A 17383-nucleotide genomic window follows, 5' to 3' on the forward strand; every position below is an offset into this window, starting at 1 on the left:
ATCTATAGGTATGCCTCTAAACTTTAAATGCAAATCTTGAACAAATGTCATTATAGAGCACTAAGCTAAAATGATTGTCAAAAAAACTTATATTAAATACTCTATTTTTCATACTAAAATGCTTTTTTTGTTTCCATGATTATGAATTATGCTTCTTCTTTCAATTTACTCATTTTTATTATATGTTCTTCTGAATAAGGAGATAGTCTAAATTTAAATTCTATATCATTAGCTTCAGAATCTAATTTTTTATAATATAATGTAGCTTCTTTATATTCATATGAAGATAAAAAATATCCACCAATGATTGCATTATTGTCTTTTACGTCTGTGTAAAAAAAAGTATATTGGGTTTCAAATTTATTGTTATCAGGATTATGTAATAAAATATTTAAGTATTTATTCTCTGTAAAGTAAAATATAAAAGGTTCTATTTCTCCAATTTTTTTTCCATCTACTTCATAAGCCAACCAATAACTATTTTTAAAATCAATGGCTTCATAAAATATTTCTGTATGTTTAACACAACTACTTAACACAAGAAGTAAGGTAGTTAAAATATAATGTAATCTGTTCACTCGGATTATATATTAAAGGTTTGTATTTACTTTTATTTTCCTTATAATTTTCTGTTCGTCACGTACCTAGGATCTTTGATTATATAGTGTCCCCTTTGATATTATCATGTAAGTATGCGGTGGAAAATTTCCACCGCATACTTTATGCGTTTCGTACAATTTCAGTAAAGTTTGACCAGTTCTCTACTTTATAGCCTCTGATATCCCTTACTGACTTTTTGAACCATTCAATCTTTGACAAGTCCATTATTGCTTTTACAACATGCCCCATATCGTCACTTTCGCTGAGATATGTGCTACCCTGTATCCAGCTGAAACCATTCTGCTTTAATATTTCTTTAATTTCAAAATAGGCTCTGTTATACGGCTTTCCGTAATATATCTCGAGATCAGAGATAATCATGTCAAAACTTATGGCAAACATATTTCTTCTGTTTGAGGCTTAAACAAATCTTCTTGACCAAAATAGACGTCCTTATCCTCAGTCTCTGCTGATATCACAATTCCCACAAATGGATTGTCTTCAACCTCTATAACCGTACCAGATATCCATTGTGACAGCCTGGTTAGGTCTGGCGAAATTAATACTTTATCTCCTACTTTCATGTTATTAAAATGTTTATAGTTCTGTATTTACTTTTATTTTCCCTATTCGCCTTCTTCCATACACGATTACAAGTTCGGAACGATCGTAGTAACAGCACAGCAATTCCGTACACTCCATTTCTCTGGATATAAGTTTGCCTTTCATCCTTTACGTTTTTTATCAGTACAAAAGTACGATAAACTAGTGTAAAACGCAAATTATAAAGTAATGAGATAATACTTTAACTATGAAATATAATAATTAAAGTGGTAACTGAGTATATAACCCAATGATCAGTTACTACTTTATATTTATATTCTACAAGAAGAAAAGTAGTAACTAATCAAATGTGTATTCAAAAGATTAACCTCTTAAATTTTCTTACTGTCAACTATCTTTGAATGTTATTTTCTACTATTATACAGGTACTAAAAAGGACCGAGCTGAATACAGTTTAAACAGTGATTAAACATCATTTAAACAGTATTCAGCCCGATTAGTATATCAAAAAGAATGTATATTATCTCTTCTTCATCTTCTGCATCATACCAGCCATCTTGCTGCCAGTCACCATCTTCATCATCTTGCGAGTCTGATCGAACTGCTTCAGAAGGCGGTTAACTTCCTGAATGTTTGTACCACTACCTTTTGCGATACGCATACGGCGCGAACCGTTCAGGATTTCAGGATGAGTACGTTCTTCAGGTGTCATAGAATAAATGATTGCCTCAATACTCTTGAAAGCATTGTCGTCTATATCTATATCTTTGATAGCCTTACCTACACCTGGAATCATTGAAGCAAGTTCCTTGATGTTACCCATCTTCTTGATCTGGTTTATCTGTGTAAGGAAGTCATTGAAATCGAACTGGTTCTTCTGGATTTTCTTCTGAAGACGCTTAGCCTCTTCTTCATCGTACTGTTCCTGCGCACGTTCCACGAGTGATACGATATCACCCATACCAAGGATACGGTCTGCCATACGTGCAGGGTGGAACAAATCGATTGCGTCAAGTTTTTCACCTGTACCTACGAACTTGATAGGCTTGTTTACTACAGTACGGATAGAAAGTGCGGCACCACCACGGGTATCACCATCCAGCTTAGTAAGAACTACACCGTTGAAGTCAAGGCGCTCATTAAACTCACGTGCTGTGTTTACAGCATCCTGACCTGTCATTGAATCGACCACAAACAGTGTTTCATCAGGATTGATAGCTTTCTTGATAGCCTCAATCTCGTTCATCATCTGTTCGTCGATAGCAAGACGACCGGCTGTATCGACAATCACCAGGTCATAACCTTTGGCTTTTGCCTCCTGAATTGCATTCAAGGCTATCTTTACAGGATCTTTACTATCCGGTTCTGAATAAACAGGAACTTCAATCTGCTGTCCAAGCACCTTCAGCTGCTCAATGGCTGCAGGACGGTAAACGTCGCAGGCTACCAACAGAGGCTTACGGTTTTTCTTGGTTTTCAGCATACGTGCCAACTTTCCTGAGAAAGTAGTCTTACCTGAACCCTGAAGACCTGACATAAGTATAACTGCAGGGCGTCCTTTAAGTTCAAGTTCAGCAGTTTCACCACCCATCAGCTTGGTAAGTTCGTCATGAACAATCTTAACCATCAACTGACTTGGCTTAACTGCTGTGAGCACATTCTGTCCCAAGGCTTTCTCCTTTACTGTATCTGTAAAGTTCTTTGCAACCTTATAGTTCACGTCGGCATCAAGCAAAGCGCGACGTACATCTTTCAGAGTCTCGGCAACATTGATTTCGGTGATTTTACCTTCACCTTTCAATATCTTAAACGACCTCTCAAGTCTTTCACTTAAATTATCGAACATATATTATTTGGATTTTTCTTAATTTCTTCTATTTCAACGGGGTGCAAAAATACATAAAAAAAATAAACTCTCAAATCTTTTTATTCTGCCATTTAGCTTTTTTCAAATATATAATACTGAAAAACAGCATAAGGGAATAATACACCACTTCGGTAGTAAAACAAATCTCAACCGGCTGGCGCAAAACCATACCCACAATTACTACATAAAACGCATAAAAAATCAATACCCCGGTTTCCAATACCAGAGCCGCCTGAGTATTGCCCGTACCGGAAATTCCATTGAAATAGATATTGGCCAGCGAAGCTATCATCATCGCACCGCAAACCACATACAGTGCAGGAGCAGACTCGGAAATCAGTGTAGGGTCGCCACTATATACTGAGAGTATTATGTCCGGAAACAGCACTGTCAGAATAACACAAACCACCATTATAAGGAAAGATACACGGGCTATACGATGAAGCAAAGCCACAACCTTATCAGTCCCTCCAGCACCAATCAGATTGCTGACCAGTGTATTAGCCGTAGTGGCAAGAGCCTGAACAGGAATAAGAAGAACAATATACACACTCCTCACAATGTTGGCTATAGCAAGTTCCCTCTGCCCCAAACGTTCGAGGGCCATGAAAAATACAAACCATATAGCCATCGAAAGGAAATACTGAACCATTGTAAACGACGATATGCTCATAATTTTACCCACCATGCTGAAATCAACACTGAACGAACGCGTGAAACCGTATTTTCTAAGATTGATTTTGGTATATGTATATATAAGGAAAAACATAAGCGATGATGCCTCTGCTATTACGGAAGCCAATGCAGCACCTCTGACACCCATCTCCGGCAATCCCAGCTCACCGAACACCAGACCATAATCGAGTACGACATTCACTAGAGCCATAACAACGGAACTGAGTGTCAAGACTTTCGTATTGGTAATTCCAATATAAAAAGCCCGGAACATTACATTGAGAAAAGCAAAAATAAATCCCCAGATACGCCACGTAAAGAACTGATATGTGGCTTCGTATATTGTATCGGAAGTTATAAGCATACGTATCAGAGGTCCGGCAAAAATATACATAGCCGCTGCAAGCACAACTGCCATAAGAAAACTGAACATACAGCCTTGCATCATTACGGGACCAACTTCACGGTAGTTTCCCTCGCCATTACGGCGTGCTATAAGAATCTGCGAGCCTATACTGAAACCGAATGCCACCGTATAGACACAGATATAGAGGAGCCCTCCCATTGCGGCAGCTCCCAAAGCGACTTCACCTACGTGTCCGAGGAAAGCCGTATCTGTAACATTGATAATATTTTGGGCTAGCAGCCCGAGAAGTATAGGATAAGTAACGCGCCAGATTTCTTTATTGGAATACATAGTCATACACGATGTTTATTCTATATTATAAATATGCAGCAAAGATACGAAAAGAACTTTTCAATACATAGCCTCACATCATATTATATATGAAGCCCATACTAAAAGAGACAGTTTCGTTTCACTTAAAACTATTTCATTCACACCGATATAGTCGTATTATAATCAAAAACACTTGTATAAACCAAACAAAAGCAATACCTTTGCGGCCTCATAACCAATCTTTAAAGCTAAATGAATAAATTTTTATTATTAGGCGCAACGGCGCTTATCGTTTCAAACACAACTTTTGCAGGAGATTATCTGACTAACACGAACCAACATGCGGCATTTTTAAGAATGGTAGCACGTGGAGCGTCAATAGATGTTGACGGAGTTTACAGCAACCCTGCAGGTCTTTCTTTTCTGGAAGAGGATGGCTTTCATCTTTCTCTGACAGGACAGAGTGCATATCAGACAAGGGAAATAAATGCCAGTTATAAAACATACAAGGGTATGAGCAGTCCTACTACACCTGAATTGATGGACGTTAATGAATACTATAAAGGAACGGCATCAGCTCCATTCATACCATCATTCCAAGGTCTGTACAAAAAGGGAGACTGGACTATCTCTGCCGGATTTGCCATTACAGGAGGTGGAGGTAAAGCATCGTTTGATAACGGACTTCCAATGTTCAACTCGCTTGTAAAAGCTGGTATTTTCCAACAAACCGCAGCAGCCGGACAACCTGTCGGAGCAGACAAAGTAAACATAAACAGTGCGCTAGACGGAACACAATACATATTCGGAACGCAGTTAGGACTTTCGTATAAGATCAATGATTGGCTGTCGGCATATGTTGGAGGAAGAATGAACTACGTAAAAAGCAGTTATGAAGGTTTCCTGAAAGCAAGCCTCATTGAAGCCCTCGGAGGAAAAGAACTCATGACAATGGATCTGGACTGTCAGCAAAGCGGATGGGGAGTAACTCCTATTATTGGAGTTAATGCAAAATTAGGCAAACTGAATCTTGCAGCAAAATACGAGTTCAAGACAAACCTCAACATAGAGAATAAGACTAAAGTCCTGGATGTACCTGAGAGTATCCCAGACGAAGTAATCAAGCCATACGCCAATGGCGAACAGACACCGAATGACATTCCTGCATTCCTGAGCGTTGCTGCACAATATGAGATTCTTCCTACTTTACGCGCATCGGTAGAATACCATTTCTTCGACGACAAAAATGCAGAAATGCTAAACAACCGCCAAAAAACGCTGAAACATGGAACTCATGAATACCTGGCAGGTATTGAATGGGATGTTATCAAAAGACTTACATTAAGTGGTGGTTTTCAGAAAACAAACTACGGTCTTAGCGATGAATTCCAGACAGACACGAGCTTCTACAGCGATTCATATTCATTAGGTTTCGGAGCCAGATTTTATCTGAGTCAGTCTTTAAGCATGGATATAGCATACTTCTGGACTAATTACAGCGACTATAGTAAAACCACCGACAACTATAATAACACCAAACTCCCTGGAACAGACATTTACAGCCGTACCAATAAGGTGTTTGGTCTCAGCTTGAACTATAATTTCTGATAACTATTTACTTAAAAATCAAAAGCCGTTTGTAGATGTGAACCCCAACTACAAACGGCTTTTTTTATCTTACCTGTTCAATAAGAATTACCAAACTCTACAACGGTTTTCAGGTGCAAGATACATTGAATCTTTTTCTGTGATACCGAATGCTTCGTACCATGCATCAACATGTGGAAGAGCACCGTTTACACGCCATTCGCCAAGTGAGTGAGGGTCTGACTTAGTACGTGAGCGGATTTCCTCTTCACGGATATTACCAGCCCAAAGTGTAGCGTATGCGATGAAGAAACGCTGGTCAGCTGTAAATCCGTCTTCTTCAGGAAGAGGGTTGTTCTTTGTTGCATTCTTATAAGCAAGATAAGAAACATTCAAACCTCCGTGGTCTGCTATGTTTTCACCCAAAGTCAGCAGTCCGTTAGCTTTCAATCCAGGGAGAACTTCGATATTATTAAAGTAATCAACCATTACTTTTGTACGTTCGTTGAAGCGGTCACCATCACCTTCAGCCCACCAGTCTTTCAGGTTACCGTCCTTGTCATACTGACGTCCCTGATCATCGAATCCGTGTGTCATTTCATGACCGATTACCACACCGATCGCACCATAGTTGAATGCATCATCAGCATTCATGTCGAAGAACGGATACTGAAGAATTGCGGCAGGGAAACAGATTTCGTTAGTCTGAGGATTGTAATATGCGTTTACAGTCTGAGGACTCATCAACCATTCATCCTTGTCAACAGGTTTTCCGATACGGCTGAACATATCTTTTGTACCCCACTGTGCGGCACGGCATACATTTGCCCAGTATGAATCTTTCTCGATGTTAAGGTCAGAATAATCTTTCCATTTGTCAGGATAACCTACTTTTACGTGGAATGTAGAAAGTTTCTCCATAGCTCTTACCTTAGTGCTGTCGCTCATCCATTCCTGTGCCTGGATACGTTCGCCGAGAGCCGACTGAAGGTTCTTGACCAATGCCACCATACGTTCTTTTGCTGCAGCAGGGAAATATTTCTCTACATACATCTGACCTACTATTTCGCCCAACATTCCGTTTACGGCATTAACGGCACGTTTCCAACGTGGCTGGTTTGCCTGACGGCCGGACAATACCTTTCCGTAGAAATCAAATCTTGCAGCTACGAAATCATCGCTCAGATAACTTGCTGCTGCATCAAGAAGGTTATACTGCAAATATGAGATATGACGTGAAAGAGGCAAAGTATTGATAAGTTTTTCCACTTCCTTGATAGGCTCAATCTGCTCTACATTGAGTTCTGTAACACCTTCTACACCCAAAGCCTTGAGATAAGCGTCCCAATCTATTCCAGGGAAAGCCTTCTTCAATTCATCGTATGACATTTTATGATAGTTGGCTTCCGGATTACGACGTTCTACAGCACTGTAAGAAGCCTTTGCAATAGCTGTTTCAACTTCCATTACGTCAGCCATCTTCTGTTTAGCCTCATTTTCTGAGAAACCAGCCAATGTGAAAAGCTTGGTGATATACAGTTTGTACTGTTCACGGATAGCAGTTGTACTTTCGTCTGTATCAAGATAATATTCCTTTTCGCCAAGATTAATACCTCCCTGGGCAATCTGGAAGATATTCAAAGTACTGTTCTTAGGGTCACCGTAAACGTAGTTGCTGAAATATGTACCGATACCGTTGTTGAACATCTCAGCCTTAACCTGCATAATCTGGTTCTTGTCAGATATCGCAGCTATTCTGTCAAGCATAGGCTTGATTGGAGCTATACCGTCTGCATTAAGCTTTACGCTGTCCATTGCCAGATTATACAAATCTCCGATTTTCTGTCCCTGGCTTCCAGCAGGATTTTCTTTTGAAGCAAATTCTTCAATCATTTCCTTCAACTGCTTCTGGTTGTCTTCCATCAGCATTTCGAATGCTCCATAGCTTGAGTATTCAGCTGTAAGCGGATGAGAATCATTAAAACCTCCACAAGCGAAACGGAAGAAATCATTTCCCGGAACTGCTGTTGTGTCAAGGTTGGCAAGGTTTATTCCTGTGCTCACCTTTGCTTCCTTCTGGCCTGCACATCCGGACAGTGCGGCAACAGCCAATGCTGCAAAAGCAATACAATGTTTAGTTTTCATAAATTAATATTTAGTTATAGTTCTTTTTTAAGTTCGTCTATTTCCATCAGTGCCGTCTCCCACTCTTCCTCAATCTGCGAAATCTGTTTTTTCAAATCCTGATGCTGCTCATAGAGTTTCATGTCGGATGCTCCTTCAGGAGTTGCCATCTTTTCTTCCAGTTGTGATATTTGAGTTTCTATTTTGGAAATTCTGTCTTCACAGTCGGCGGCCTGTTTTTCAAGCTTTCTGATTTTCTTGTTCAGTTCCTTCTGAGCTTCGTAAGAAAGCTTACTTTCCGATTGTGCCGGCTGTTGCACATCTTTCTTCTGCGATGAAGCTGTAGGCGACTGCGACAGATGGAGTTCGTTAAGGCTTTCCATCTTCTTTTTCTGCAGGAAATCGTATATACCTCCGATATGCTCTTTCACTACACCACCACCAAACTCATATACCTTGGTTACAAGTCCGTCCAGGAACTCACGGTCGTGGGATACGACAATTACCGTTCCATCAAACTCTTTGATAGCCTCTTTCAGTACATCTTTGGAACGCATATCCAAATGGTTGGTAGGCTCGTCCAGTATAAGGAAGTTCACAGGTTCAAGCAGAAGTTTTATCATTGCCAGACGGCTGCGTTCTCCTCCGGAAAGGACTTTCACCTTCTTATCAGAAGCCTCACCACCGAACATGAAAGCCCCAAGGATATCACGTATCTTCAGACGGATATCACCTTTTGCCACACGGTCTATTGTATCAAACACAGTTACATTCTCATCAAGGAGCTGTGCCTGATTCTGTGCGAAATACCCTATCTGCACGTTATGTCCTATCACCAGTTTTCCATCGTAAGGAATCTGATCCATGATACATTTCACGAGTGTAGATTTACCTTCACCGTTCTTTCCTACGAAAGCAACCTTCTCACCTCTGTTTATTGTAAGAGTGACATCATGGAACACCACATGATCACCATATGCCTTCTTTACATTCTCGCATATCACAGGATAGTTTCCCGAACGGATAGCAGGCGGGAACTTCAACCGCAAAGAAGAAGTATCCTCATCGTCTATCTCTATAGGTACAATCTTTTCAAGCTGCTTTATGCGGCTCTGCACCTGAACTGCCTTTGTAGCCTTATATCTGAAACGTTCGATAAACTCTTCGGTATCCTTAATCTCCTTCTGCTGGTTTTCGTATGCACGAAGCTGCTGCTCACGGCGTTCCTTGCGCAAAACTACGAATTCATCATACGCTACCTTATAATCATAAATATGTCCACATGAAATTTCAATAGTCCTGTTCGTTACATTATTGATGAAAGCGCGGTCGTGGCTGACAAGTACCACTGCTCCGGGACTCATCTTCAGGAAGTTTTCAAGCCACTGGATACTTTCTATGTCAAGATGGTTGGTAGGCTCGTCGAGCAAAAGAACGTCAGGACGGCGCAACAAGAGTTTTGCAAGTTCTATACGCATTCTCCAGCCACCGCTGAACTCTGATGTAGGTCTGTCAAAATCTGCTCTTGAGAAACCCAAACCCGTAAGCGTACGTTCAATCTCTGCCTTATAGTTTGTTCCACCCATCATCATGAACCTCTCGTTCTCGTGAGTGAAACGGTCTATCAGTTCATGATAACTTTCAGAATCGTAGTCTGTTCTGTCTGCCAACTCCTGATTCATTTTGGAGATACTCTCCTGCAATTCGAATATATGCTCAAAGGCCATTTCAGCCTCTGCCATTACGGTTCTGGTATCACTCAATATCATCACCTGAGGCAGATACCCTATAGTAACTCCGCGCTGTACTGCTACCACACCTTCTGTAGGCGATTGAAGCCCTGCAAGAATCTTTAGCATGGTAGATTTACCGGCACCATTCTTACCGACAAGCGCTATACGGTCTTTCTTATTTATCACATACGATACATCCTCAAACAGAGGAGTAACTCCAAACTCTACTTTTAATCCTTCTACTGAAATCATTCTTTATATGTTGATTTACAAAGTGTCGGCAAAGTTACTATTTTTACATTAAATAGGAATTATCGGTTAACAAGATTTTATAATGAAAACAAAAAATAAGAGACGCTCTCAATCACAGAGAACGCCTCCCAACTGAAGGATTAAATTTAAGAGAGAGATAGTAATTAATAATTTGTTTCCACAAATATATATTAAAACAAACAATTGCAAAAATTTAAAATGATATTCTTTCAAAATAAAAGCAAAAATAACTATTTACAAATATTTATTCAGTAAATAATCATTTTTACTTACGAAAAAACAAAAGCTGCTGATTCTCATATATGAAAACCAGCAGCCCAATAGATTATAATATTATAATATTATTCTTCAGTATATCTTTCGATAGTCTGTGCACGGTCAGGACCTACAGAAACAATCTTGATTGGAGTACCAAGTTGTTCTTCAAGGAATGAGATGTAAGCATTGAATTCTTCAGGGAATTCATCTTCGCTAGTCATCTTAGTCATATCTGTTTTCCATCCCGGCATTTCTACGTAAACAGGTTCTACACCTTCGTTGATATCGAATGGGAAGTAATCTATTTCCTCACCGTTTACCTTATAAGCAACGCAAGCCTTGATTGTCTCGAAACCGTCAAGAACATCACTCTTCATAAGGATAAGCTTAGTTACGCCGTTAATCATGATAGAGTAACGCAAAGCTACGAGGTCAACCCATCCGCAACGACGTTCGCGACCTGTCACAGCTCCATATTCATGACCGAGGTCACGGATTTTCTTGCCTGTTTCATCAAAAAGTTCAGTTGGGAAAGGACCAGCACCTACACGAGTACAATATGCCTTCATTATACCATATACCTCACCTATTTTGTTAGGTCCAAGACCAAGTCCAGTACAAGCACCGGCACAAATAGTATTCGATGATGTAACGAATGGATAAGAGCCGAAATCAACATCAAGCATTGTTCCCTGGGCACCTTCGCAAAGAACACTTTTACCTTCTTTAAGAAGATTATTTATCTCATGTTCGCTATCAACCAAGTTGAACTGACGAAGATATTCAATACCTTCCATCCACTGTTTTTCAATCTCAGTGATGTCATATTCATAATTAAGACTCTTCAATATCTGTTCGTGACGAGCCTTTGCTGCAGCATATTTAGCTTCGAAATTATTCAATATGTCACCTACGCGCAAACCGTTACGGCTGACTTTGTCTGTATATGTAGGACCGATACCTTTACCTGTAGTACCTACTTTTGAATCTCCTTTTGCAGCTTCATATGCAGCATCAAGTATACGATGAGTAGGCAATATAAGATGTGCTTTCTTAGAAATGTGCAAACGTTCCTTCAAAGGATGTCCGCTTGCTTCAAGAGCTTCAGCCTCTGCCTTGAACAACGACGGATCAAGCACAACACCATTACCGATAATATTTACTTTGTCTCCCTGGAAAATACCTGACGGAATAGAACGGAGAACATATTTCTGTCCTTCGAATTCCAAAGTATGACCTGCGTTTGGACCACCCTGAAAACGCGCAACTACATCATAACGTGGAGTCAAAACATCGACAACTTTACCTTTTCCTTCGTCGCCCCACTGTAAACCTAACAAGACATCTACTTTCATGATTTGTTATATTAAAAATAGTTTTTATTTATTCTTTTTCCTTTTTGCCACACATTTACTACACAATCCGTATATATACAGTGAATAATGTGTGGCTTGAAAACCTTTTAATTTACTTTGTACAATGGCCTGTTTCAGATTTTCATCTTCAAATTCAGAAACCTTACCACATGCTGTGCATATCATGTGATGATGTGTTTCATTATTGTACGAACGTTCGTACTGGGATGTATTTCCGAATTGATGTTTGATTACCAGACCGGCATCAATAAGAAGAATAATGGTATTATACAAGGTAGCACGGCTTACACGGAATTTCTCTTTTTCTTCCATATACTGAAGCAGACTTTCAATATTGAAATGCCCCTTGATAGAATATATGGAATCGAGTATAGCATAACGCTCGGGCGTCTTCCGATGTCCGTTCTTCTGTAAGTACTCTGTAAGTACCTGTTTTACCGTATCTTTTATCTTGTCTGCCATTAAAAAATATCTTCAGCCGTCAAAGTTAATATATTTTACTCAATCAAAGAAAACTAAACGCAATATTCTATATCATATTTTATTTCGTCGATATAAAGTTTCAATTCCGGATTGGCCGACTTACTTAAAAGTCCCAATTGCCGTCCTATTGTTTTTGCATTTTCTTTAGACTGTGCCGAGAACTTCTTCAACGCCGTAGAAGCAGCTTTTTTAACCATAGGTTCATCACCCTGGATTTCTGTAAATGCCTGATCCAAAAACTCAGCCTCTGCCCTCTCATTTAATTTCATACCTTTCATCAGAAGGCGAGTCATAAGCATATATCCACAGAACTGAAAATAAATACGTTCATCTGCAATCCATCTGAACACCACCTCTGAAGCATAATCAGCATTCTGAAGCAGATTCATAACCGTATATTCTGCCAGTTCCGGATATTTCATATCCTCAATCCATATTTCAGCTATTTCTATACAAAAAGAATCAACCGGCTGAAGTAACGTAGCCATAATCTTGCACTCACGGATATTTTCTTTCCACAAAGCCTGCGCAAGCTCATGGTTTTTCTCATATCCCGCAGCAATTTCTTTAATGCGAGAATACTCTATTCCGAAATTCAGTTTGTAGTCCATCCCTTTTTCGCGCATACTCTGCGAGATGACACCGTTCATAAACAAACGGAATTTCGATTTTATATCTTTTATTGTTTCCTGTATGTCGTTCATGTTATTAATTTAAAGATTAGAATAATCACGGCTATAACGAAGCATCTGTTCTGTATACCCTTCGCTATAGTCTATTTTTACATCTATAATATTATTCTCACTATCAGCAACCACACTATATACAGGATTTACAAATCCTTTGTAAGGTGCGAGATTTAGAGCCTTGTATCTTTCAATAATCTCAGAATGCAATGCAGGATTAACTTTCACGGCATACTTTTCTACCAGTTGGCGGGCAGTCTCATAGTCGCCTTCACTTTTTATGCGTTGAATTTCAGCCAGTAGTTTTCCAAACAAAAGACGTAATTTCTCATAATCGTTTATAACCACGTATGTTTTAGAATTCCTTTTTACAAGCTCCACAACACTATCTTCAGCTCCATGGTCCAAAGCCCAGGCAGCAATAAGCTGACGGTTACGCATATGCGATTCTTCAATGCAGCATCCATGTTCTATTCTGACAAGCTGTGTCATCAACCCGTTCATCATATACGAATAGTACTCTGCTTTATAAGCCTCATTGTCCGGAGTAAGCCCAAGTTCAACCATCTTTGCATCTGGTATATAATAAAGTCCGAACAAATCGGCACGTGCTTCCTCTATTGTAGCACCGTATGCCTTAAGCGCATCTGGATCAACTCCAGGAAGTAGTTTGCCTGAACCATGCCCCAAACATTCATGCAGGTCGGTATGAAGATCACCAGTTATATCAGCATACTTGTCGAGCAGTTCCTTTTCATATTCACTATATACGAACTCATCTCTGAAACCATTACCTTTGGCAGCCTTGTTATAAGCGTCAGTAAGGTTACCTATTGTCACTGATTTTGAACCGTGAACACTGCGAATCCAGTTCGAATTTGGCAGATTGATACCTATTGCACTGGCAGGATAAAGATCGCCGGCAAGTATGGCTGCTGTGATTACTTTTGCTGATACACCTTTCACTTCAGACTTTTTGAACTGCAGAGACACAGGCGAATTATCTTCAAACCACTGTGCATTACTACTCAACACTTCAGTGCGGTGAGTAGCATCCATATCCTTGAAGTTTACAATAGACTCCCAACTGGATTTCATTCCAAGCGGATCGCCGTAACTTTCGATAAAGCCATTCACGAAATCAACACGCGATTCTGTATCTTTAAGCCAACAAATAGAATAATCGTCAAAAATTTTCAAATCTCCCGTACGGTAAAATTCAATAAGCAGACGTATGACCTCTTTTTGATGTTCATTTTCTGCCACATCCATAGCCTTTTCAAGCCAATAGACAATCTTACTAATGGCACTACCATATTCACCATCCAATTTCCAAACAATCTCGGTAATCTCACCTTTTTTCTTTTCCAAACGGCTATTCATACCATACATCACAGGTGTCTCATCATCAGGAGATTTCATAGCAGAATAAAAATCCTCGGCTTCCTGTTGAGTAACTCCTTCATAATAATTTGAAGCAGAAGTGAGCACCAAATCTTCCCCATCAGCCTGATTTACACGTTTAGACATTATCTCAGGAACGAAAATCACAGGGAATAAATCATTACATAAACCTACCACTGTTTCACCTTTTGCTAAAGGTAAACACGACTTTTCCAATGACATCACAGCATCGCGAAGAAAATCGACAGAAAATCCTGGAATAAACTTATCGGTAGAATAATGGTGATGTATTCCACTGGAAAACCATACTCTTTTCAGATACACTTCGAACGCCTGAAATTCTACATCCGAACGGTCACCGTCATAATGTATATACACTGCTTCAAGCAAGCGGCGTATTTTCATATTATATTTTCCGTTCTGGTCGAATAAAATGTCACGACCGTGCAACGCCGCTTCTGAAAGATAATACACTAGTTTTTTTTGACTCAATGATAATGAATCAAAGCCATGCACTTTATATCTCAATATCTGTAGGTCCGCAAATTTATCTACAGAATAATTAAAATTATCTTCAGATGTTCTCATGATTCTTTCTGTATTCATTAGGAGTAATACCTACAATTCTGTAGAAAGCAGCATAGAAAGACTGACGATTGGCAAAACCAGACATTGCACTTATCTCCTCAATAGTCTTTTCGGCATAACGTTTATCTAACAACAAGTGTTTGGCATCACGTATGCGATATTCATTGAGTAAACACGAAAAATTCATTTTGAATTTGGAATTAACCACTGCCGACAGATACCTAGTATTAGTTTTGAGCATCTTTGCCAAATCACTGGCAGAAAAATTCGGTTGCTTGTATTTTTTCTGCGTTACAACAAGTTCATATATCTTTTTGTAAAGTTCGTTTGCCAGTTCAGTCCTTATCAGTTCCCTATAAGGCGCTGATTTTGTTTTCTTTTCCCTAAGATTGTATGGCAACTTAACTTGTACATCGTTTTCATTATTAATTACTTCATGATTATTTTCCATCTGTGCTGATTCCTTTTTAGTCTTAGTTTACAATTTTCATAACACAAATTTGTAAGTTTTTTTTCAGACCGCAAAATCTTTGTCAACATTTTTTCGTGTGTATCGATACTGAATATTATCTTTGCATTCACAAAAAACAGACTCACGCAAATGCTTGACATTCTCAAAAAATATTTCGGATATACAGAGTTCCGTCCTCAACAGAAAGAAATAATCACAAATGTACTGAACAAAAAAGACACGCTGGTTCTTATGCCTACAGGCGGAGGCAAATCCTTGTGCTACCAGATTCCGGCACTCATGATGGAAGGTACAGCCATAGTGGTTTCACCACTGATTTCACTGATGAAAGACCAGGTGGAGGCATTGCAGGCCAACGGTATAGCCGCACGCGCACTGAACAGCATGAACACTGATACAGACAACACGAGTGTACGCATGGAGTGTCTGCAGGGAAAAGTAAAACTGCTTTATATATCTCCCGAAAGACTTATATCCGAAACCAACTATCTGCTCAGAGACATTAGGATTTCGCTTTTTGCAATAGACGAAGCGCACTGCATTTCACAATGGGGACACGATTTCCGCCCTGAGTATACACAGCTGGACATACTTAGAAAACAGTTTCCCCGAGTTCCAATAGTGGCACTTACCGCCACTGCGGACAAAATCACACGTCAGGACATAGTAAAACAGCTGAAAATGAACGAACCGGAAGTATTCATTTCCTCGTTCGACCGTCCTAACCTGAGTCTTGACGTAAAGAAAGGCTATCAGCAGAAAGAAAAAATCAGAATTATAAAAAGATTCATAGAAAAGCATGGCAATGAAAGCGGAATCATTTACTGCATGAGCAGAAAGACTACCGAGAAAGTTGCCGAACTGCTTTACGACGAAGGCTTCGAGACTGCCGTATATCATGCAGGACTATCAAATTTCGAGCGCGAACAGGCACAGGACGATTTCATCAACGACCGTGTACAGATAGTTTGTGCCACCGTCGCTTTCGGAATGGGGATAGACAAGTCGAATGTAAGATGGGTGATACATTACAACCTGCCTAAAAGTATAGAGAGTTTCTATCAGGAAATAGGACGTGCGGGAAGAGACGGAATGAAGAGCGACACCATGCTGTTCTACTCGCTTGGCGACATGATCCAACTTACGAAGTTTGCCGAAGAAAGCAATCAGAAGGAAATAAACATAGAGAAATTGAACCGCATGCAGCAGTATGCCGAAGCCGACATCTGCCGCCGAAGAATCCTGCTAAGCTATTTCGGGGAAACGATGGATCACGACTGCGGCAATTGCGACGTATGCCGTAATCCTCCGGAAAGATTCGATGGAACGATAATAATACAAAAAGCTCTGAGCGCAATAGCAAGGACCAACCAGCAGATAGCCACAGGGGCACTTATAGAAATACTCCGAGGAAACTTTACTCAAGAAATCTCCGAAAAGGAATACGACAAGATAAAGACATTCGGAGCCGGAAGGGATATACCCTCACGCCACTGGCAAAATTATCTGTTGCAGATGCTGAATATGGGCTACATAGAAATAGCATACAATGAAAACAATCATCTGAAAATAACCGAGCTTGGAACTAAGGTTCTGTACGGAAAACAAAATGCGGAACTGGTTGTTATTAAAGAAGATGATTTCTCCAACAAGCAATATAAAAAGAACACTATCAGTTCATCGCCTGTACAGATTAAGAAAAATGCTTACAGCAGTCAAGAGAAAGAAGACACCCTGTTCGAAACCTTGCGCCTGCTGAGACTGAAGCTGGCAGAACAGGAAGCTATACCTCCTTATATTGTAATGTCCGACAGCACGCTGCAATCGCTTTGCGACAAGAAGCCTATGACAATGGAAGCTCTGGACGACATTTCCGGATTCAGCGAATACAAAAAGAAGAAATACGGACGCGATTTCGTAAATGCAATAAAGATTATCGTAAATGAATAAGAGGGAAACACAGTTTTTATATCAAAAGAACTGACATAGTTAGCGTTACACGTACGTGTAACGC

Annotated in this window: 15 protein-coding genes; 2 read left to right on the forward strand and 13 right to left on the reverse strand. The window is 39.8% G+C overall.

Features of this window, described 5'->3' with window-relative positions; genetic code table 11:
* Positions 1–146 precede the first annotated feature (146 nt).
* From I6E24_RS05800 to I6E24_RS05820, 6 genes are all read right to left on the reverse strand, one after another.
* On the reverse strand, positions 147–578 hold the full coding sequence (locus I6E24_RS05800) for a hypothetical protein (protein ID WP_235327005.1): 432 nt from the start codon (positions 576–578) through the stop codon (positions 147–149).
* Between the two features lie 142 nt (positions 579–720).
* The gene (locus tag I6E24_RS05805; protein WP_235327007.1) at positions 721–1002 is read right to left on the reverse strand and encodes a virulence protein; all 282 of its coding nucleotides are present in this window, start codon (positions 1000–1002) and stop codon (positions 721–723) included.
* A complete protein-coding gene (locus tag I6E24_RS05810; RefSeq protein WP_235327009.1) occupies positions 990–1184 on the reverse strand; it encodes a transcriptional regulator in 195 nt (64 codons plus the stop codon). The genes I6E24_RS05805 and I6E24_RS05810 overlap by 13 nt, the downstream gene beginning before the upstream one ends.
* A gap of 13 nt (positions 1185–1197) precedes the next feature.
* Positions 1198–1329 carry a hypothetical protein gene (locus tag I6E24_RS17200; RefSeq protein ID WP_262911892.1) on the reverse strand — a complete coding sequence of 44 codons (132 nt, stop codon included), beginning with the start codon at positions 1327–1329 and terminating at the stop codon, positions 1198–1200.
* Positions 1330–1684: 355 nt separating this feature from the next.
* Entirely contained in the window at positions 1685–3010 is a 1326-nt protein-coding gene (gene ffh / locus I6E24_RS05815) for a signal recognition particle protein (protein ID WP_235327011.1), read from the reverse strand.
* 70 nt (positions 3011–3080) lie between these two features.
* Complete coding sequence (locus I6E24_RS05820; protein WP_235327048.1) at positions 3081–4403, reverse strand: MATE family efflux transporter; 1323 nt, start codon at positions 4401–4403, stop codon at positions 3081–3083.
* A gap of 234 nt (positions 4404–4637) precedes the next feature.
* Between I6E24_RS05820 and I6E24_RS05825 the strand changes: the two genes are divergently transcribed.
* Positions 4638–5993: an OmpP1/FadL family transporter gene (locus I6E24_RS05825; RefSeq protein WP_235327013.1), complete on the forward strand. Its 1356-nt coding sequence runs from the start codon at positions 4638–4640 to the stop codon at positions 5991–5993.
* Positions 5994–6080: 87 nt separating this feature from the next.
* Here I6E24_RS05825 and I6E24_RS05830 read toward each other — a convergent pair whose 3' ends face one another.
* The 7 genes from I6E24_RS05830 to I6E24_RS05860 form a co-directional block, all read right to left on the reverse strand.
* Positions 6081–8117, reverse strand: a complete 2037-nt coding sequence (locus I6E24_RS05830) for a M13 family metallopeptidase (protein ID WP_235327015.1) — start codon at positions 8115–8117, stop codon at positions 6081–6083.
* A gap of 14 nt (positions 8118–8131) precedes the next feature.
* Positions 8132–10081: an ABC-F family ATP-binding cassette domain-containing protein gene (locus tag I6E24_RS05835; RefSeq protein ID WP_235327017.1), complete on the reverse strand. Its 1950-nt coding sequence runs from the start codon at positions 10079–10081 to the stop codon at positions 8132–8134.
* A gap of 362 nt (positions 10082–10443) precedes the next feature.
* The gene (locus I6E24_RS05840) at positions 10444–11715 is read right to left on the reverse strand and encodes an adenylosuccinate synthase (RefSeq protein WP_235327019.1); all 1272 of its coding nucleotides are present in this window, start codon (positions 11713–11715) and stop codon (positions 10444–10446) included.
* A 24-nt stretch (positions 11716–11739) separates the two neighbouring features.
* Complete coding sequence (locus tag I6E24_RS05845) at positions 11740–12198, reverse strand: Fur family transcriptional regulator (RefSeq protein WP_235327021.1); 459 nt, start codon at positions 12196–12198, stop codon at positions 11740–11742.
* 53 nt (positions 12199–12251) lie between these two features.
* Positions 12252–12923, reverse strand: coding sequence for a DNA alkylation repair protein (locus I6E24_RS05850; protein ID WP_235327023.1), 672 nt, complete (start codon positions 12921–12923; stop codon positions 12252–12254).
* Positions 12924–12932: 9 nt separating this feature from the next.
* Positions 12933–14897, reverse strand: coding sequence for a dipeptidyl peptidase 3 (locus I6E24_RS05855; protein WP_235327024.1), 1965 nt, complete (start codon positions 14895–14897; stop codon positions 12933–12935).
* Positions 14884–15348, reverse strand: coding sequence for a helix-turn-helix domain-containing protein (locus I6E24_RS05860; RefSeq protein ID WP_235327026.1), 465 nt, complete (start codon positions 15346–15348; stop codon positions 14884–14886). The genes I6E24_RS05855 and I6E24_RS05860 overlap by 14 nt, the downstream gene beginning before the upstream one ends.
* 150 nt (positions 15349–15498) lie before the next feature.
* Here I6E24_RS05860 and recQ point away from each other — a divergent pair, with 150 nt between their 5' ends.
* Positions 15499–17319, forward strand: a complete 1821-nt coding sequence (gene recQ, locus I6E24_RS05865; protein ID WP_235327028.1) for a DNA helicase RecQ — start codon at positions 15499–15501, stop codon at positions 17317–17319.
* Positions 17320–17383 lie beyond the last annotated feature (64 nt).

The sequence above is a fragment of the Bacteroides caecigallinarum genome (assembly GCF_021530995.1).
Taxonomy (GTDB): Bacteria; Bacteroidota; Bacteroidia; order Bacteroidales; family Bacteroidaceae; genus Phocaeicola; species Phocaeicola faecigallinarum.